At 34.9% G+C, this 19966-nt stretch carries 16 protein-coding genes and 1 pseudogene; 7 read left to right on the top strand and 10 right to left on the bottom strand.

All coding sequences use genetic code 11. The annotated features are described in order from the left end of the window. Positions 1 to 40: 40 nt before the first annotated feature. The 5 genes from FND99_RS04240 to FND99_RS04220 form a co-directional block, all read right to left on the bottom strand. Positions 41 to 4387, bottom strand: a complete 4347-nt coding sequence (locus FND99_RS04240; RefSeq protein ID WP_144336733.1) for a PorP/SprF family type IX secretion system membrane protein — start codon at positions 4385 to 4387, stop codon at positions 41 to 43. Between the two features lies 1 nt (position 4388). Next, positions 4389 to 5834 (bottom strand): gliding motility protein SprC, encoded by a 1446-nt coding sequence (sprC, locus tag FND99_RS04235; RefSeq protein WP_144336732.1) that lies wholly within the window; start codon positions 5832 to 5834, stop codon positions 4389 to 4391. Continuing rightward, positions 5831 to 6250: a hypothetical protein gene (locus FND99_RS04230; protein ID WP_144336731.1), complete on the bottom strand. Its 420-nt coding sequence runs from the start codon at positions 6248 to 6250 to the stop codon at positions 5831 to 5833. The genes sprC and FND99_RS04230 overlap by 4 nt, the downstream gene beginning before the upstream one ends. A gap of 101 nt (positions 6251 to 6351) precedes the next feature. Beyond that, on the bottom strand, positions 6352 to 7641 hold the full coding sequence (locus FND99_RS04225; protein WP_144336730.1) for a hypothetical protein: 1290 nt from the start codon (positions 7639 to 7641) through the stop codon (positions 6352 to 6354). Positions 7642 to 7828: 187 nt separating this feature from the next. Next, entirely contained in the window at positions 7829 to 8281 is a 453-nt protein-coding gene (locus tag FND99_RS04220; RefSeq protein WP_144336729.1) for a hypothetical protein, read from the bottom strand. A gap of 434 nt (positions 8282 to 8715) precedes the next feature. Here FND99_RS04220 and FND99_RS04215 point away from each other — a divergent pair, with 434 nt between their 5' ends. The 4 genes from FND99_RS04215 to recA all read left to right on the top strand — a co-directional run bounded on the left by FND99_RS04215 (position 8716) and on the right by recA (position 12029). Then, entirely contained in the window at positions 8716 to 9864 is a 1149-nt protein-coding gene (locus FND99_RS04215; protein ID WP_144336728.1) for a DNA polymerase III subunit, read from the top strand. Positions 9865 to 9871: 7 nt separating this feature from the next. Next, the gene (locus FND99_RS04210; RefSeq protein ID WP_144336727.1) at positions 9872 to 10255 is read left to right on the top strand and encodes a DoxX family protein; all 384 of its coding nucleotides are present in this window, start codon (positions 9872 to 9874) and stop codon (positions 10253 to 10255) included. Between the two features lie 100 nt (positions 10256 to 10355). Beyond that, entirely contained in the window at positions 10356 to 10865 is a 510-nt protein-coding gene (locus tag FND99_RS04205; protein WP_144336726.1) for an acyl-CoA thioesterase, read from the top strand. A 156-nt stretch (positions 10866 to 11021) separates the two neighbouring features. Then, the gene (recA, locus tag FND99_RS04200; RefSeq protein WP_144336725.1) at positions 11022 to 12029 is read left to right on the top strand and encodes a recombinase RecA; all 1008 of its coding nucleotides are present in this window, start codon (positions 11022 to 11024) and stop codon (positions 12027 to 12029) included. 566 nt (positions 12030 to 12595) lie between these two features. Here recA and FND99_RS04195 read toward each other — a convergent pair. Together FND99_RS04195 and FND99_RS04190 are read right to left on the bottom strand one after the other, a co-directional pair. Beyond that, positions 12596 to 13351: a lysophospholipid acyltransferase family protein gene (locus FND99_RS04195; RefSeq protein ID WP_144336724.1), complete on the bottom strand. Its 756-nt coding sequence runs from the start codon at positions 13349 to 13351 to the stop codon at positions 12596 to 12598. A 159-nt stretch (positions 13352 to 13510) separates the two neighbouring features. Continuing rightward, positions 13511 to 13900 carry a GxxExxY protein gene (locus FND99_RS04190; protein WP_144336723.1) on the bottom strand — a complete coding sequence of 130 codons (390 nt, stop codon included), beginning with the start codon at positions 13898 to 13900 and terminating at the stop codon, positions 13511 to 13513. A 262-nt stretch (positions 13901 to 14162) separates the two neighbouring features. Between FND99_RS04190 and trpS the strand changes: the two genes are divergently transcribed. Further along, positions 14163 to 15137, top strand: coding sequence for a tryptophan--tRNA ligase (gene trpS, locus FND99_RS04185; protein WP_144336722.1), 975 nt, complete (start codon positions 14163 to 14165; stop codon positions 15135 to 15137). Positions 15138 to 15197: 60 nt separating this feature from the next. On the opposite strand, the gene FND99_RS04180 is transcribed toward trpS, so the two are convergent. Then, a complete protein-coding gene (locus FND99_RS04180) occupies positions 15198 to 16055 on the bottom strand; it encodes a hypothetical protein (protein ID WP_144336721.1) in 858 nt (285 codons plus the stop codon). A 72-nt stretch (positions 16056 to 16127) separates the two neighbouring features. Then, positions 16128 to 17228: pseudogene (gene dprA / locus FND99_RS04175) on the bottom strand (DNA-processing protein DprA). A gap of 238 nt (positions 17229 to 17466) precedes the next feature. Between dprA and FND99_RS04170 the strand changes: the two are divergent. Together FND99_RS04170 and FND99_RS04165 are read left to right on the top strand one after the other, a co-directional pair. Beyond that, positions 17467 to 18432 carry an HU domain-containing protein gene (locus FND99_RS04170; protein WP_144336720.1) on the top strand — a complete coding sequence of 322 codons (966 nt, stop codon included), beginning with the start codon at positions 17467 to 17469 and terminating at the stop codon, positions 18430 to 18432. Between the two features lie 126 nt (positions 18433 to 18558). Continuing rightward, positions 18559 to 19026: a hypothetical protein gene (locus tag FND99_RS04165; protein ID WP_144336719.1), complete on the top strand. Its 468-nt coding sequence runs from the start codon at positions 18559 to 18561 to the stop codon at positions 19024 to 19026. Positions 19027 to 19061: 35 nt separating this feature from the next. Here the strand turns inward: FND99_RS04165 and FND99_RS04160 are convergent, their stop codons facing one another. Then, a complete protein-coding gene (locus FND99_RS04160) occupies positions 19062 to 19823 on the bottom strand; it encodes a hypothetical protein (RefSeq protein ID WP_144336718.1) in 762 nt (253 codons plus the stop codon). Between the last annotated feature and the right edge of the window lie 143 nt (positions 19824 to 19966).

Below are 19966 nucleotides of genomic sequence, written 5' to 3'. Positions count from 1 at the left end.
CCTCCTCATTAGAAGGCTCCTTTCTATTTTATGATCTCTCTTAATTCTCCACTTTTACGATGGCCATTTTGCCGTTGTAAGGTTTATTTCCTTTTGCTTCTAATGCTTTAGTCGCTTCTTGTAAACCTTCAAATTTCTCGTAATAGATGTAATACTTACTTGTTGCTATGTTGTAGAAGAAATTAATATCTGTACGTCCAGCAGCAACTGCTTTAGTTAGGAATTCATCTCTCTTTTCAACACTGCTATGAACAGCAACAATCATATAGTAACCACTTTCAGAATTTTTGATATTCTTGATGATCTGCATATTTGACTGATCTTCACCAAAATCAAAATCACTTGCTGTTAAAGGCGTACTGCTTATTTTAGTAGTTTCCTTAATACGTTTCAGCGCTGCAAGATCCTGGTTATATCGTCCTTGATCATTTTCATAAGCCGCACGTTTGATTCGACGTTTTTTCTCAATTTCAGTTTCAGCTTTAATACGCTCTAAATTCGCTAATAATGCTGCACTATCTGTTTCCATTTTTAATTGCGCTGCCTTCAACTGATTTATCTTTTCTAGATAAGCTTTGTTTAAAGCATCATTTTTATTCGGAACTTTTTTAAGTCTTTCGTTGTACAAATTCGTCAGCTTGGCAATTTCATCTTTTTGAAGTCTGTTTGCCTCAGCAATATTTGTTTTTAAAGCTTCTAACTGACTGTTTTCTGCAGCCACACTTTTGAAAGGTTTTGGCTCTTTGTAAATTCCTTTTTCACTTAAGTCATTCTCCTCTCTCAAGTCGTTCAAATCTTTCTGTTTGTTTGCAACAGTAGCATTAAACTGAGCCATTAAATCGCTCTGATTTTTACTTGAAGCTTCAAGAGACTGCGTTAAATTATCAATAGCTTTTGCTGTTTCATCTTTTTGAGCTTCTGCTGCTTTCGCCGCTGCTAATTTTGCCAACTCTGCTTCTTCCGCTTGTTTAGCTAATAACGCTTCCGCATCTGCTTTTGCTTTTGCATCAGCTGCAAGTTTAGCTTGTAAAGCTTCTGCATCCGCTTTCGCTTTTGCATCTGCAGCTAATTTAGCTTGACGAGCTTCTTCATCTGCCTTAGCTTTTGCATCTGCTGCTTGTTTAACAAGTAATGCTTCCGCATCTGCTTTCGCTTTGGCGTCAGCTGCAAGTTTTAATTTTAATGCTTCTGCATCTGCCTTTGCTTTTGCATCAGCCGCTAATTTCGCTTGACGAGCCTCTTCATCAGCTTTCGCTTTTGCATCTGCTGCTTGTTTCGCTTGTAAAGCTTCGGCATCCGCTTTCGCTTTTGCGTCGGCTGCAAGTTTAGCTTTTAATGCTTCTGCGTCCGCTTTAGCTTTGGCGTCTGCTGCTAATTTCACTTGACGAGCTTCCTCATCTGCTTTTGCTTTAGCTTCTGCTGCTTGTCTTGCTTGTAAAGCTTCAGCATCCGCTTTTGCTTTTGCGTCAGCTGCAAGTTTTGCTTTTAATGCTTCTGCATCAGCTTTTGCTTTTGCATCTGCTGCTAATTTCGCTTGACGAGCTTCTTCATCTGCTTTTGCTTTAGCTTCTGCATCTGCTTTAGCTTTTGCATCAGCCGCTAATTTCGCTTGACGTGCTTCTTCAGCTAACTGTAATTGTTTTGCCTCTGCTTCAGCTTTTGCTTTTGCAGTCGCTTCCGCATCAGCTTTAACTTTTGCATCAGCGATAAGTTTCGCTTGTAAAGCTTCCATATCAGCTTTAGCTTTTGCATCGGCAGCAAGTTTTGCTTGTAAGGCTTCAGCGTCCGCTTTTGCTTTCGCGTCTGCTGCTAATTTCGCTTGACGAGCTTCCTCTTCAACTCTTGCTTTTTCCTCAGCAGCTTGTTTTACTTTAAGAGCTTCTGCATCAGCTTTTGCTTTTGCATCTGCCGCTAATTTCGCCTGACGAGCTTCTTCATCTGCTTTTGCTTTTGCATCAGCTTCTTGTTTTGCTTTAAGAGCTTCAGCATCTGCTTTCGCTTTAGCGTCAGCAGCTAACTTAGCCTGACGAGCTTCTTCTGCTTGCTGTAATTGTTTAGCCTCAGCATCCGCTTTTGCTTTTGCCGTTGCTTCTGCATCTGCTTTCACTCTGGCATCTGCAATTAATTTTGCCTGTAAAGCTTCCATGTCAGCTTTCGCTTTAGCGTCAGCAGCAAGTTTCGCTTGTAATGCTTCTGCATCAGCTTTTGCTTTTGCATCAGCAGCTAATTTTGCTTGTAAAGCTTCTGCGTCTGCTTTCGCTTTTGCATCTGCGGCAAGTTTAGCTTGTAAAGCGTCCGCATCTGCTTTTGCTTTTGCATCAGCAGCTAATTTTGCTTGTCTTGCTTCCTCTTCTACTTTTGCTTTCGCATCGGCAGCTTGTTTTATTTTCAATGCCTCTGCATCTGCTTTTGCTTTTGCTTCAGAAGCAATTAATGCTTGTCTTGCTTCTGCATCTGCTTTTGCTTTTGCATCCGCCGCTAATTTTTCTTTTAATGCTGCGTCTGCTGCTGCTTTTTCTTTCAATGCTGCTGCGGCTTTCGCTTTGTTTGCCGCATCGATTGCCGCTTTCGTTTTAGCTTCTGAAGCCGCTTTTGCTTTTGCTTCTGCAGCTAATCTCGCTTGATATGCATCAGAATCAGCTTTTGCTTTAGCATCTGCCGCTAAAATAGACTGTAAGTCGGCAGCTTCCGCTTTTGCTTTCGCATCTGCTTTTCTCTTCGCTTCTGCAGCATCCGCTTTCGCTTTTGCATCAGCCGCTAATTTAATTTTCAATGCTTCTGCATCGGCTTTTGCTTTGTCAGCAGCTAATTGTGCTGGCGTTTTTTGAGGTGCCGCATCAGTTTTAGCTTTTGCTGCTTCAGCATCTGCTTTTGCTTTCGCGTCAGCAGCTAGTTTTAATTTCATTGCCTCGGCATCTGCCTTCGCTTTATCAGCGGCTAATTGTTGTGGCGTTTTCGCAGCTGCTGCACTAGGTTTATTTGCAGCGGCTTGCGCTCTCGCTGCAGCGGCAGCATCAACTTTAGCTTTATTGTCAGCAGCTAATTTTAATCTGCGTTCCTCAGCATCAGCTCTTGCTTTATCTGCTGCTAATTGTGCTTGTGTTTTTTGTGTCGCAGCAACCGATCTGTTTGCAGTTGCAGTTTGTGCTCTTGTTGCAGCAGCGGCATCAGCTTTAGCTTTTGCATCTGCGGCAAGTTTTATTTTCAATGCTTCAGCATCTGCTTTAGCTTTATTATCTGCTTCTAATTTTGCTTTCGCTGCAGCTTCGGCATCTGCCTTCACTTTTTCAGATGCAGCAAGTCTTGCTTGTTTTGCTTCGGCATCAGCAGTTGCTTTTGCTTCAGCAGCTAATCTTGCTTTTTCAGCTCCATCTACTCTTGTCACTGGAGCAGTTGTTGTTTTCTTTGCCATTACAGGTTTTGGCTTAGAAGGATCGATAAGAGAACCTTCATCATCATCACCGTAATAGTAATTTTTGTTTTTGAATTTATAAGCAATTGCAAACTCATGAGAGCCTCCCAAATTTGTAAAGCCACCAAAACCTCTTTCGTAGTTATATTCGATTGCAATACTTGGCGAAATATTCATACCAAGTCCGGCAGATATCCCATATAAAGTATTATATCCTGCTTGAGCCCAAACTCCTTTAGGAATTGTAATCATGGCAAGACCAGATAAAACCGTTTTATCTTTTTTGATTTCTGTTTTTACTATACCAGAAAATTTACTTCTGTCAAAAAATCCGTAACTGTCGATATAACCCGTGTACATGGCATGCAATTCGATCGCTCTTTCTGGATCGTCTTTAACCATTCCAGAACCAAAATTGTAAAGGATTAAATTGTTGATCGAAAGGCCAAAATCAAGAAATGCAGTTCCGTAGTTAATACCCGGATTTACTGTAAGCATTGTATTTGAAGGATAATCTCCGTTTAAGATATTTGGATCATCAGATATAATTTTTCCTTTGTTCAAACCACTTTGATAAACTCCTGCATTTAAACCAAAAGTCAAATTGCTGTCTTGATCCAAAACGATATTATGAGCAAAATTGAATATACCGCCAAACGTGGTCATTAAACCATAGTTTTGTTGAAACAATCCTACGGCAAAAGCTTCATTTTCTCTAAAACGGCCTGAATAATTAAACAAATAAGTATTTGGTGCGTTCTCAAACTGAACCCATTGTCTTTTGTTATAAAAACTCACATAGGGATCTGACTCGCGTACAAAACTGAATGCTGGATTGATTAAATATCTATTAAACTTTAAAGAATTTCTGATAGGTAATGAAAACGAAACAACTCCATTCTCAGTGGTTTGCTGGGAATAGAGTGCATTTGAAAAACCGTAAAATAAAGTTATGAATAGTAGGATTTTCTTCATATTATTTTATCACAGTTATTGATCCTTTTTTCTCACCTGTATCTGCCTGAATAACATAGTAATAAACTGGATTTACATTTTTAAAATCTTTTATAAACGAATTGACTTGGGGGTCATAATTACTTCCAACATCATTAAACATAATTTCTCCGTTTGAACTAATGATGGTCACTTTAGTGCTTGCGGTTTTATATACATCAGGAATATTCCAATATGGGTAACTGCCACTTAAGTTTACTATATTCGGAATTACCGTTGTTGGCGGGGCTGGCCCGGTAATTTTAAATACGAATTCTTTTGTAGCAATACATCCAGTTGCCTGTGAAATTTTAGCTTTATAATTACCTACTGCGGCTACCAAGTATGAATTTGAAGTTGCGCCGGCGATAAGATTGTCATTTAAAAACCATTCATAAGTTGGACTTGTCGCATCTGTTGTTACGCTAACATTTATTGTTTCGCCTTCATTTAGTTCAACAGTATCTGCTACGTCAATGCTTGCATTAAATCCACTTGCACTCAAATTAATGCTTCCTGTTGCTTTACATCCGCCAAAATCAATATCAACTGTGTAAGTTCCTGATTCATTAGTAGTATAATTTCGCCCTGTAGCTCCACTAATTACTGCTCCATCTTTTTTCCAAACATAGCTATTTCCTGTTGTTGCAGTTAATACAGTTCCTGTACCGTTTGAACAAAATGGATTGCCTAAACTTGATGAAATTGTAGCTGCAGATCCTGAAGCTGACGAAACAACATTGACATGATTAGAACTGATATTTACATCGGTACATGCGCCGTACTCAATAATTACATAATAATCACCAACGGCATTTACTGTCAATGTTTTAGTAGTCTGTCCTGCAATAATAGCGTTGTCTTTGTACCATCTGTACTTAAGATTAGGATAATTTGCAGGCGAAGAAGCCGGAACAGTTGGTGTATCGTTATCTACAGAAAGTGTGATAGATCCGCTCGAACAAATTGCAGCATTAATTCCTTTGTTATTAATAGAAAATTTGGATTCAAACTCTTTATAATATGCTGGGAAAGATGTTGCTCCTAAAGAATTTTTAAACCTTGGACTTACTACACCCGTTGAACTTTTTACTCTTATTCCATACGTATCTGATCCAACAAGATTTACAGGAACCGCAAATTTAACGGTCTTTTGTGTTGCAGAAACATCAACTGCATCTAAAAAAGTAGTTGCAATTGGATTGTTTGAAGCATCTAAAAGTTCAGCTGTAAAGGTTGTACCTGCAGGAAAATTAACATAGCCAAAGGTTGCATAAAACTCGTTAAACCCACTACCGGCACATAATTTCTCCAAACCATCTAATGGTTGAGGCACTATTGTTTGGGCATGAGTAATCGTTTTAGTACCTAAGAAAATACTAAAAAAAAGAATAAAACGGATTACAGATAGCGTAGTTTTCTGAATCATATAGTTCTAGTTCTTGCTAAGTCTATATTTTCAAAAAACAAAATATCTATGAATGTTTCCGAAAAATCATACTTATAGTTCTCAATAATGTCTTTTGCAAGAACAGAATAAAAAGCTGTAGTTGATGAGTTTTGGCATTCAGAAGTAGTCTGATTGTTCACCTCAGTTGTTGAAGCAAAGCTGTCCTTGGGGATGGACAGCTCCACTGCTAACTGATTAGAATTATCTAATTTGCTGATCACTGACGTATCAGCTGTAATTGTTTTTTGGTTGTTTACACTCGCCGCTGCAACGAAATCAGTAGAAACAGGAACCGTAGTATTTCCTGAATTACTTTGTGCATTTACACTAACTGTTGCAATAGGCGAAACCAAAAATATAATATAAATAAAATATTTTTTTATAGATGGGGCCATTATGTTCTGATCTTTATTTGGTCCTGTACGAGACTGACATAAATTGTGTCTGGGGACTTTATTAATAAAATTTACGCTCTGAAATAAAAATCTAAACTTATCTATTTTCCGCTAGATGCTGTTATTTTTCCTAATTGTAATCTGAAATCTGGTTTTTTAGCATTGTAAATGTCAATGAAAGTTTCTTTGTTGTCACTTTGAGAGTAAACGTTAAAGAACACACTGTTTCCGTACCAGCTCTCTAAATCTTCATTGTTTGTATTGTACTCTGTAAAGATGTTTCCGTTACATAAGTTGAAATACATTTCTTCAAATTTGATTTTCTTAAGATTGGTTTCGTTGATTTCAGTTTTACTGTCTAGCAAAACGGCCGGGTTGAATCCAGATACCACACTACGCTTCATTTCAAGAGAAGCTGTTTCAGCAACATAAACTGCTTCTTTTACTAAACCTGCTTGAATATCAGCTTTAATGTTATCACTATCATTCAACATTGTAATATTTGTTGCAACAACAAGAGTTTGTTTTTTAGTAAAATCTGTTTCGCTTTTCTTTTCGAATGATTTTACCTCCATACAACGAGATCCGTCTTTGTTACTTGATAAATAAGATGATCTAACTGCCAATGAGTTGAATAAACGGCATTGAACACCTTGAGTAAATTTATAATCGTCGTTGATTGATTTGTAAGAAACTAATTTAGTAGCGTTTACATCACCTCCAAAGAAAGCAAATGAGTCACCGCCAGAGTAGCTTACCATTACATTTTCTAGTATTGTTTTAGCACCAACACCAGCAATAGTCAAACCATTGAAAGTATCTGCACCTTTAACTTTTTTTCCTGCAAATTCGATTCTAACAAATCTTAAAACCCCTGAATTCCCGTTTGCGTTGTCACCACCATAAGTAGTTAGCGTAGGATCAAGATCTAAGTTATAAGAACCAACGTTACCAAATTTATTGATTGGAGCATCACCAAGAAGTACAATTCCACCCCAGTCACCAGCTTTTTTCTGGCTGCGGTTAGAAGTAAATACAATTGGGTCAGTTTCTAAACCGTCAGCAACAAGTTGTGCACCTTTTGTAACTACCAACGTACCTTTAGTTTCAAAATCACCAATAATCAAAGTTCCTGGTTCAATTGTTAAAACTGCGTTGTTTGTTACATAAACATTACCTTGCAAAACGTATACATTCCTCTTCAGCAATTTAGTATTAACAGAAATGTTTCCTGCTAAAATTTGGTTTGCTTCTCCATACTCTACTTTGTTAGGCTTAAATTCGGTCCAGTTGTTCAACCAATTGTTGTAGCCCATAATTCCTTTCTCTTGCTGAGCACTCATACTAGTAACTGTCAAAAGAACGCAGATCATTTGAGTAATTTTTTTCATGATAAGGGGGTATTAGGGTTAATAATAAATTTGGGTATGCGTAAATGAAAAAACTCATCTCGATTTTTCTGAAATTCAGAACACATCGAGAACGAGTTATTTTTATTTCTCTTTTAAGATGTTTTTTCGAAAATCTAAATCATCTACGCAAACAAATCAAAAAAGGTTTTAAAAATATATTGTTTTATTACATTTCGTTCAATTCGTTGAACTCGTGTAATGATTTCAATGTGCTTTCGTAAAATAAAATTGCTGCAATTAGATTTCCTTTATCAGAATATGGCATCATTTTTCTTTGAAAATCTACAGTAGTGTCAAGGAATGTTGTTGTTCCAACAGCCTGAGCATCTAAAACTTTTTTGTGTTCGTTATCGTCTGGAATACCTAAGTCGGCCATCGTAACACCTGGTTTAGTAACCAAAGCAATGTAAGGAAGAGTTTTTACTAAAACTTTAATACGCTCAATGTATAATTCCAAAAGCTCACCTTTTTGCATACCGCTCAATTCTTTTTGATCATGGTATTTTCTAATAAGAGCTGTTGTACTAATGATACTTCTTGGAGCATTTTTTGCCTGAGCTGAAACAGCTGCAGTCGTCAAGAAAAAAAGTGTACTTAATAAAATAATTTTCCCTTTCATAAATTCTATTTTTAGTGGTAGTTGATGCAAACAAAAATATATAATTTAACTTAAATTGCAACTTTATTAAATTCTTTTTTCAAAAAAAAACCTTAAAAAAACCTTAAAAACCAGTCGTATGTCGAGAAAATCTGCGTTTTAACGAGGGTTTTGTTAAAATTGTTAAAATCAAAACTGTAGGATAATGATTATAAATTTTTACTGATTTCTATCTTTAAATAACCAAAAAATCGTTACGTTTATCGTTTTCAACAAAAAAATATTAACAAAAAAGTCTTCATATCTACTCGCATGAAGTAATTTATTAACAAAATAAATTTGACACAAAGCAAAAAAAATTCAAAAAAAACATTCTCATTTTTGCATTTTAAAACCAACTCATAATCTTTTAATCTAAAGTTTTTGACTACATCATTTTCTTCTATCTTTGTCTCATGCAATTTTCTCAAATTTTAGGTCAGGATTATATCAAAAGTCACTTGATAAAAAGTGCATCTTCAGGACGAATTCCGCATGCACAATTATTTATTGGGCCAGAAGGAAGCGGTACTTTATCGACCGCGATAGCTTATGCACAGTACATTTTGTGCAACAATACCGGAAACGAAAATGAAAACGGAAATGATTCATGTAATCTGAAATTCCAAAACATCTCACATCCCGATCTGCATTTTATCTACCCAACAGTTACAACCGAAGATGTCAAAACCAAACCCAAAAGTTTAGACTTTATCCAGGATTGGCGAACATTTATTCAGGAAATGCCTTATGGGGGATTATTTGACTGGTATAAAATCTTGGGCGTTCAAAACAAACAGGGAGAAATCAGGGTTGAAGATGCGCAGGAAGTTTTGAAATCGCTTTCGCTGAAATCCTACGAAGGCGGCTACAAAATCATGATTATCTGGATGGCCGACAAAATGAATATCGCGGCTTCAAATAAACTTTTAAAACTTCTGGAAGAACCTTCAGATAAAACTATTTTTATTCTGATTTCTGAAAATGAAGAAGATATTATTCAAACCATTCGTTCTCGTTGTCAGGTCATTCACTTTAACGGACTTCCGGAAAAAGTAATTGCCGACGCATTGGTTTCACGTGAAAATATCGACGCGAATTTGGCCAAAAAAATAGCGCATCAAGCACAAGGAAATTTTAATAAAGCACTGCATTTATTGAAAGAAGATGATTCTGAATATCCTTTTGAACAATGGTTTGTCAACTGGGTTCGTGCTGCTTTTAGAGCCAAAGGTAACGCCGCCGCAATTCAGGATCTAATTTCCTGGAGCGAAGAAATCGCCGGACTTGGTCGCGAAAGCCAGAAAAAATTTATTCAGTTTTGTATAGAAATGTTTCGTCAAGCCTTAATGCTGAATTATCAGGCGCCAAGCTTAGTTTACATTGAGCCAAAAGTAGATAAATTCAAACTCGAAAATTTTGCGCCTTTTGTAAACGGAAACAACATTCATGAAATTTTCAAAGAACTTTCAGATGCGATGTATCACATTGAAAGAAACGGAAATGCAAAAATAATTTTAACCGATTTATCAATCAAACTTACACGTTTAATTCATAAAAAATAGTTTTCCTATGAATAATGTTGCCTCTATCTTAATTCTGGCATTTTTAGCCTTAACCTTCTTACAGTCAGGATACGAAAAAATATTTTATTGGAAAGATAATGTAGATTGGCTTAAAGGTCATTTTGCCAATACACCATTAAAAAATCAAGTACCGCTTGCCTTGCTGCATCTTTTAATTTTAGAACTTATTTCTGGAATTTTATCAGTAGTTGGCGCCATTCAGCTGTTGTTGAATAGTGGCCGAGAATTTGGTTTTTACGGTGCAATTTTTTCTTGCATCAGTTTATTGATGATGCTCTTTGGGCAAAGACTAGCAAAAGATTATGATGGTGCGAGAACTATCGTAATCTATTTTGTTCCCGCAGTAATGGCAGTTTACTGGCTAAATTAATCGGCCGAAACATAAATATAAGCCACAGATTTCATTGATTAAAAGGATTAGAAAAATCTGTGTGAATCTGTGGCAAAAACAAAATTTTATTAATAAAAAAATGAATCCGAAACACCCTTCAGAATCCGTAACTATTTTAACAGATTTAGTTTTACCGAGCGAAACAAATCCTTTAAACAATCTTTTTGGTGGCGAATTATTAGCCAGAATGGATCGCGCTGCAAGTATCGCTGCCCGCAGACATTCACGCCGAATTGTGGTAACTGCTTCTGTAAATCACGTGGCTTTTAACCGTGCAATTTCTCTTGGAAGTGTTGTTACCGTTGAAGCAAAAGTCTCAAGATCTTTTAAAAGTTCAATGGAAGTTTTTATTGACGTTTGGGTCGAAGACCGTGAATCTGGAAACAGAACAAAAGCAAACGAAGCGATCTACACTTTTGTTGCTGTTGATGACACCGGAAGACCAGTCGAAGTTCCAGCAATTATTCCAGAAACAGAACTAGAAATTCAGCGTTTTGATGCCGCTTTGCGTCGTAAACAGCTGAGTTTAGTGCTTGCGGGCAAAATGAAACCGTCTGACGCAACCGAATTAAAGGCTTTGTTTTTATAGTTAAATTGTTACAATTTGTGACAATTTGAAACCACGAAACTTCAAAAAAAGAAGTATTTTTACAAAATTACAAAGTCTGCCAAATCAAAATCAAAATGAGTATTCTTTTGATTTCGATTTTGAAAGAAAAAATAACAATTTAGACATAAACAAAAGATGAGTTCAGACAAAGAAGCCAAATTAAAAGCGTTACAACTGACGCTTGATAAACTTGACAAAACCTACGGAAAAGGAACCGTAATGAAAATGGGCGACAAAGCCATTGTGGAGGTAGAAACGATTTCTTCTGGCTCTCTTGGCGTTGATTTAGCTCTTGGAGTTAATGGGTATCCAAAAGGAAGAATTATCGAAATATACGGACCAGAATCTTCTGGTAAAACTACATTAACTTTACATGCAATTGCAGAAGCTCAAAAAGCAGGCGGAATTGCAGCTTTTATAGATGCTGAGCACGCTTTTGATAGAAATTATGCTGAAAAATTAGGCGTAGATATCGAAAACCTGATCATTTCTCAACCAGACAATGGGGAACAAGCTTTAGAAATTGCAGAAAACCTGATTCGTTCTGGAGCAATTGATATTGTGGTAATTGACTCGGTTGCGGCGTTGACTCCAAAAAGTGAAATCGAAGGCGAAATGGGAGATTCAAAAATGGGTCTTCACGCGCGTTTGATGTCTCAAGCTTTACGAAAATTGACTGGAACAATCAGCAAAACAAACTGTACGGTTTTCTTCATCAACCAGTTGAGAGAGAAAATCGGTGTAATGTTCGGGAATCCTGAAACTACAACGGGAGGTAACGCATTAAAATTCTATGCTTCTGTACGTTTAGATATTCGTCGTTCTTCGCAAATTAAAGACGGTGAAAACGTAATTGGAAACAGAACTAAAGTTAAAATTGTTAAAAACAAAGTAGCGCCGCCATTTAAAACTGCCGAATTCGACATTATGTACGGAGAAGGAGTTTCTAAAACCGGTGAAATTCTTGACTTAGCTGTTGAATTTGAAATCGTTAAAAAAGCAGGATCTTGGTTCAGCTATGGTGACACAAAATTAGGCCAAGGACGTGATGCAGTTAAAGCTTTAATCAAAGATAATCCAGAATTAGCTGATGAATTAGAAGCTAAAATCAAGGAACATATGAAAGAATTGGCAAATGCCTAAAACTTTAAAAGTCTGCAATTTGCAGACTTTTTTCTTTTCAACCCAGTAGGTTTTATTAACTGCTGGGTTTTTTATTTCAAAAAAAATCGAAAAATTGACGCAACCATTTTAAAAAATCAAATCTATTTAAGTAGTAATCCAAATTTTAAGTGGCATCGCCATAAATGCCATTTAGAAAATTTTAGAATGCTTTTGGTTGATTTGTTTTAATGAAAATCCGTTGGTTTATTTGGTGCCGACGGGTTTTTATTCATTTTCTTAAAAAATAATTCATTTCTAACGCAACCTTTCTCATTTTTTGCTCTCTATGATAATGTGACGTTAACTTGAGTTCTAACCAAACTCTTTATTATCAATCCTTAATGTTTTTAATTATGAAAGAGAAAATAGAAGTGTTGTACAATAAAAACCGAAGAAAAACCAAATTGAAGTTTAAAAAAGTATTGCGATTTATTTCTGAAAAAATCATCCACAGATAAGTTTTTGAATAAAAATAAGGGGTTATTTTAGTTCAAAAGAAAACCCGGCATCCTGAGCTTAGGATTGCCGGGTTCTGTTTTTAAAATTTATTTTTTCGAATCTTTTTCCTTGAATTCAATTAATCCATTGTAAATCAATTGTCGTACTTGATCACGCAATTCTTTTCGATTATCACTTGTCAAGCCTGTAGTTTCTACAAATGGGAGAATTCTTGCGCGCATTTTTCCTGGGCTTCCACTTAAAAAAGTATATGAAAAACGATCTTTGTTGTCTGGAAAAACAATTGGGACAATCGGAATATGATGATCAATTGCTAATCGGAAAGCGCCGTCTTTAAATTCATCCAGCAAAATACTCTCGTCATCTGGAACACCGCCTTCGGGAAAAATACAAATACTAAGCCCTTGATTAAGCCTGTTTTGAGCTCTTTTGAAAACTTCATTTTTACTTTTAGAGGAATTTCGATCAACCAAAATACAGGTTCTTTTATAGAAAAATCCAAAAAGCGGAATCTTTACTAATTCTTTCTTTCCAACGAAAACAAACGGGTTTTTTATAATTGCCAGCATCAGCATGATATCTGTCATCGAAGTATGATTTGCGACAATCATATAACTTTTATGCTTGATAAGTTTTTGTTCGCGTTTTACTTTGTAATAAAAACCCATCCCGAAAAGGATGAATTTAGCCCAAATGCGGGCCATTTTAAAAAAATAAGGGTATCCACGCTCTGATATAATAGAAATCAGCAAAAACGGCAACATAATCAATATCGGAATGGCCATTAAAACATAAAACCAAATGCGCCATAAAACCCAAAAAACAATCTTTATTCCTTTCATAGTTTCAAATGTAATAAAACCATAATGATTTTTACAGCGTTTTTTTATTGCAAATTTTTATTTTAAAAGTCTGAATGTTTTTTAACGCAAAGTACGCAAAGGTTTTTCGCAGAGTAAAGAAGTTATATTTCTTTGGGAAGATTGCTTTGCAGTAAGTTCTCAAAGCTTTATCTTTAAATTATTGATGACTTTTCTTATTCCATTTTTCAGCAGGGTTTCATTGAAATTTATAAGCAAGCCGAGTTTGTAGTTTCCTAATTTTAAATACGTTAATGTTTGCGCTAAATGATTTAGGTTAAGAGATTCTACACTTTTAATTTCAATAAGGAATTTGTTTTCTACAAGCAAATCAATACGAAAACCACACTCAAGTCGAACTTCTTCAAAAATTAAAGGCATTGCTTTTTCTTTCTCTACAAGAAGTCCACTCTTCTTAATTTTATAAAACAAACATTCTTTATAGACATTCTCTAATAAACCTGGTCCAAGTTTTTTATGAATTTCAATAGGAAACCCAATGATAATAGTTGATATTTCGTTTTCTGTCATATTAAAAAAAAGGTAAATTTATAAATATTTTCTTATATTTTAAAACAATCAACGCGATCCAAAAATTGCATAAAAATTAACTTAAAACAGAAGCTTTGAAAACTTATTGCAAAGCAAACCTCAATAAATATAACTTCTTTACTCTGCGAAAAACCTTTGTGCACTTTGCGTTAAAAAACACAATAAAGCATTAAAACTATACAGGTTTTGCGGTTAAAAAAAACATCACGACCTTTGCAGTTCAAGAATAAGAAAAACTAAAATGGCAAAAATACTTACTGGCGTTCAAAGTACGGGAACACCACATTTAGGAAATTTATTAGGCGCAATTATTCCGGCGATTGAATTATCAAACAATCCGGCGAACGAATCTTATTTGTTTATTGCTGATTTACATTCAATTACACAAATTAAAGACGGCAAAACTTTAAGAGAAAACACTTATAGCACCGCTGCGGCTTGGCTTGCTTGCGGATTAAATCCTGATAAAGTAACTTTTTACAGACAGTCTGATGTGGCTCAAACAGCAGAATTGACTTGGTATTTAAGCTGTTTTTTTCCGTTCCAAAGATTGACTTTGGCACATTCTTTTAAAGATAAATCAGATCGTTTAGACGACGTTAATGCCGGACTTTTTACCTATCCGATGTTAATGGCTGCTGATATTTTGTTGTATGATGCTGAGTTTGTACCTGTTGGAAAAGACCAATTGCAACATATAGAAATCACGCGTGATGTCGCTTCTCGTTTTAACCATCAAATGGGAGAAATATTTGTAATTCCAGAAGCTAAAATTCAAGAAGACAGCATGTTGATTCCGGGAACCAATGGGGGAAAAATGAGTAAATCGGCCAATAATATTATCAATATTTTCTTGGATGATAAAGTTTTACGCAAACAAGTTATGAGCATCGAAACGGACAGTACGCCACTTGAAGAACCAAAAAATCCTGATACTTGCAACGCTTTTGCAATTTATTCTTTATTAGCAAATGAAACTCAAATCGCCGAAATGAGAGCCAATTATCTAGGCGGAAATTATGGTTATGGACATGCTAAACAAGCTTTGTTTGAATTGATTACCGAAAAATTCAAAACAGAAAGAGAAAAATACAATTACTACATAAACAATCTTGACGAAGTTGATGCCTTGCTGAAAAAAGGTGCTTCAAAAGCTTCTGTTGCTGCCGACGGCGTTTTGGCAAAAGTTCGAGATGTTCTTGGATTTCAAAAATAAGAATCAAATAAAAAGCCTGAAAAAATGAATCTTTCAGGCTTTTTTATTTTGAATTATATGTTATGCTCTACCTAGTCTTGCCAAGAGTAAAATCAGTCGGATAACTACGATTATAACCACAAATACTGACCATCCTGAATAACTAGAAGAACCTCCAGAGTCGTTTGCTCTTTCGGTTGCAAGATCAAGAGCGTCTTTATTTTTTCGGAATAAATTATTCAAGTCAATATTAACTGCATTATAATTCACTAAGGATGAAATCATTGGATTTATCAATTCATGTCTTACCGCCGAATTACTGTGCAAATTATAAACTTTGCTATAAACCGCTTTTACTTTTTCGTCCTTTTCAACAGATCTGAAATGAGAGGCTAAAATGTAAAAACTTCGGTATTTTAAAAATTCAACTGTCTCGCTTATAGCACTTATCTGCATATTTCCATTAATTACAGCAGTAGCAAAATCCAGTTTTTCAGACACTTTTTTGCTTAAATTTTCCAGTGAATTTTCAGGCAAATATTCTTTCACCATAAGAAAATCATCAATAGTATCGAATCTATTTTGTGACATATATTGGTCTAAAATCAAATCCAGATCTTTAGACAAAAACTTATCTATAAAAGCTTGAACATCAGCTTTGCTAGAAGAAGCTGTATAATCAGAACTAAATCTGTTTCGCGAATAATTCTTCTTAGCAAAAAAGTTATATAAGATTCGATTATTCGAAATAAATAAAAGCTGTCCAGGGAAATTATTCATAGCTAAAATTAAATTTTCGCCAAGATCAGGCTGCATATTTGCGTTTCCTGAGCGTTCAATTTCAAACTGTCTTCTTGCTTTTTCGATGTCTTCTGCGCTAAAATCTCTCAGGTTTTCTCTGTAGATTCCGGCATTTTCAAATAGTTCAATTATATTCATTTAAATTAGGTTTTTGGTTAAACAAATATATTCTTTAATTCATTTAATCCTAATTTTTCTGTTAAAAACGCGTTAAATTGCCTCGAAAATTTTGCCTGGCAAAGGCCGAATCAAGCCTTTAAGTTCCATATTTAAAAGAACACCAGATATTTTAAAAATTGGAAAATTACACTCCAAAGCAATGATATCTAAAAGCTCTTTTCCGTTTTTAAGCAAGAAATTATAAATGATTTCTTCGTCTGGATTCAACTCTATAAATAACTGTCTTTGAATAGCTTTTGGTTTATTTTCAAGATCTCAATTCAGAATATAAATCAAATCGGCGGCGCTCGTTAAAACATTCGCTTTTTGTGTTTTGATCAGATTGTTGCAACCTTGGCTATATCTGTCGGTCACGCGTCCGGGAACGGCAAAAACTTCGCGGTTATAATCATTTGCTAAATTGGCGGTTATTAATGAACCACCTTTGTCTGCTGATTCGATTACAATTGTCGCCTCGGTCATGCCCGCTACGATCCGATTTCGGCGTACAAATTTCTCTTTATCTGGATTTGAAGAACTCCAAAACTCTGTAATAAAACCGCCGTTTTCTTCCATTTTTGCCATGTATTTTTTATGCGTTTTTGGATAAATCTGATTCAATCCATGGGCCAAAACTCCAATCGTTTGCAAGCCGTTTTCCATCGCGATTTGATAAGCCACAATATCAACGCCATAAGCAAATCCGCTCACAATAACGGGATCAAGCGGCACAAGATCTTCAATTAATTTTTTGCAAAAATCGATTCCGTACGATGTTACTTGTCTTGTTCCCACAATACTAATGAGTTTTTTCTCCTTTAAATTTATATTCCCAGAAGTAAAAAGCAAAACCGGCGAATCAATACAATGTTTTAAACGATCGGGATAATTTGAGTCTTGAAAATAAGAAACGTTTATTTTATCGGCTTTTATAAATTCTAATTCCTGACTCGCTTTTTCAAAAACCGATTTATCTTTTAAATTTTTAAGCAAAATAGAACCTACACCATCAATACCAGCAATTTGCGCCGACTTTGTTTTAAAAACTGCCTCTGCATTTCCGCAGTGCGTCAATAATTTTTTCGCCATAATATCTCCCACTCCATCGACTTTGAGCAGGGCTAACAAGTAAAATAATTCTTGGTCTGACATTGTTTGAAAATATTATGTAAAATAGAATTAAAAATTAAAATGATTTCAAATGGCAAATATGGTTAAAATAAAGTAATTTCTTAATAAATTTAAGGTTTTATAATTTATATGTTTTTAAAAATTATAATTTGCATTAGTTAAATAATTGACAATTAATTATCTATAAAATAATCTCAATTGTTAATAAAAATTGTGAATAAAATTTTGATAACTATATCCGTTCCATAACTTTGTTACTATGAAAATCGAAACTTACATAGGACAGTTATTGTATCGTTATCAGTGTGTAACGGTTCCAGGCTTTGGTGCTTTTTTAACAGAAATTCAATCAGCGCAAGTGAATGAAAACACCAATTCGTTTTCTCCTCCAAAAAAAATGATCACTTTCAACAGTCATTTGAAAAACAATGACGGTTTGCTTGCTAATCATATCGCAAATGCTGAAAAAACATCATATGGTTTTGCAGTAAGCGCTATTGCTTTTGAAGTTTTAAGCTGGCAGAAAACACTTGAAGAAGATGGCACAATAAGTTTAAAAAACATTGGTGAAATTCGTTTGAATTCGGAAAAAAACATCATTTTCACTCCAAATGATCAAACGAACTATTTAGCAACTTCGTTTGGGCTTAGTCCATTTATTTCTCCAGTCATCAAAAAAGAGGTTCTTGTACGCAAACCTGAAGAAATCTCTACAAGAGAAACTGTCGCTCTGTATGATGAGGAAGAAACACGTTCATCAAATCCATTCTTGAAATATGCTGCGATTTTTGTTCTTGGACTTGGAATTACAGGAAGTATTGGATACCCATTATATCAAAATCAAATTGCTACTCAAACATTAGTTGTCGAAAGCGCAGTTCAGAAAAAAGTAGAAAACAAAATTCAAGAAGCGACTTTTTTCATTCAAAATCCTTTGCCAGCGGTAACGCTTTCGGTTGATTCTGCAAAAGTTGAATCTCCTGAAAATAAATTAATGCCATATCACATTATGGCTGGTGCTTTTAGAAGTGAAGAAAATGCAAGAAAAGCATATAATCAATTGATCAAAGATGGTTATAAAGCGCGTATGCTTGGCGAAAACAAACATGGTCTATTTCCTGTTTTGTACGGAAGTTATGCCACAATGGCCGAAGCTACTAAAGCGCAAAAAGAAATACAAAAAGGTGAAAATCCAGATGCTTGGATCTTAGTCGAAAACTTATAAATTTCTAAAAAACCTATTCTTCCGAATAGGTTTTTTTTTGCCTTATTCTGTTGTTTTAAAAACTTAAAGATTCGGTTTTAAAAAGTTTCGTCATCTAAATTTAGTTTTTGATAAACTTAAAAAACGATGAAAAATTTATTTAAAACAGTTGCAATTGCATTGGTATTTTTAAATTCGCAATACTTTATTGCACAACAAATTAACAAAACCCAAGCGCAAATAGAAGTGGAATTTCAAAAAGCTGTATTGGAAACAAAGCGCATTTCAGCAGAAAATCACAAAAAACTTGACGATCAAATTTCTGATTTAAACAGACAGCAAAAAGAAATTGAAAAGCAGAAAAAGGAAATCGAATCTCGAAGAAAAAACCTTAGCAAGTCTGAAAATAATCTAAACTCCACAAAAGACAAAATCACCAAGCTTGAGCATGAAAATCAAAAAATAGAAAATAAGATCACGATAACTTCCATATCAGAAGAAGAAATAGCGAAACAGCGGTTAAAAGTCAAAGAAAACGAGGTAAGTATTCAAAAACTAAAATTAACGCAAATAACGCAAGAAAAAGACCTTGAAAAGGTGCTTTCAGCATTGTAAACAAAAAGCCTATTCGATTTGAATAGGCTTTTTGTTTATCGTGAAACAATTTTGGCATCTTGAATAAGTATTTTTTTTCCGCCTTGATATATAGTAAATCGAGCCGGAGGCGAATTTTTTTCGCCTACAATTATAATTGCACACTCATAAGTATACTTATCGTTTGTAAATTCATATTGATGATTTCCACCAATACCTTCAACAATAAGTTTTCCGCTAGAAAGAATCATATAGGGCTTTTCGCTCATCTTTTTTCCAACGGGCCATGATACGAAACGGTAATTATTTTTACCGAGGTCATCAATTCTGATGATAAATTTTTCAGTTTCTAAAATGCATATTGGAGTCTGGAAATAAGCGATACTTTCATGTAAATCATTTTTCTGCGCAGCAATCAGTTTCTTTCTAAGATCAATTTCAAATTTCGACAAATAGTTCACCGCCGTCAACCTTCCGTCTACATCTAGCCAAATGCTTCCCTTGTCAAGCATTGTGCCCCGCAAACCCATATCATACCAATTTTTTTCAGGATTAGATTTTATGATTTCATCTTTGAAATTAGCGTCAAATACTTCGTCGTATCGCTTTATAAAATCGGCTTTGTCGATTATATCAGGTATTGGATATTCGCGATTCAATGGGTAAACAACCAGATCTGCCAACGCTTCTTTTTTGTTGTCTTTTACGTTTTCAATAAACCGTTTTACAAAAATCTGATACTCTGTATTAGAATCCTGAGCAGATGCATAATTGTTGATTAAAATAGATAGGATTAAAAATAAATAGCTTCTTTTCATCTTAAAAATATTTTTTAATAAAAACTAACTATCACAAAAACAACCAAATATAATCAAATTAAATTAAGTCATTTTCTTGTTTAATGCCACCTCTATTTTGTTTATCGTGGAACAATTCTAAGTCAAACAAAATTGTTTATTAC

Origin of the sequence: Flavobacterium daemonense, from assembly GCF_007341385.1 — a bacterium.
GTDB lineage: Bacteria > Bacteroidota > Bacteroidia > Flavobacteriales > Flavobacteriaceae > Flavobacterium > Flavobacterium daemonense.
The sequence above is the reverse complement of the archived record's forward strand: the minus strand, read 5'-3'. Positions and strand labels throughout refer to the sequence as shown.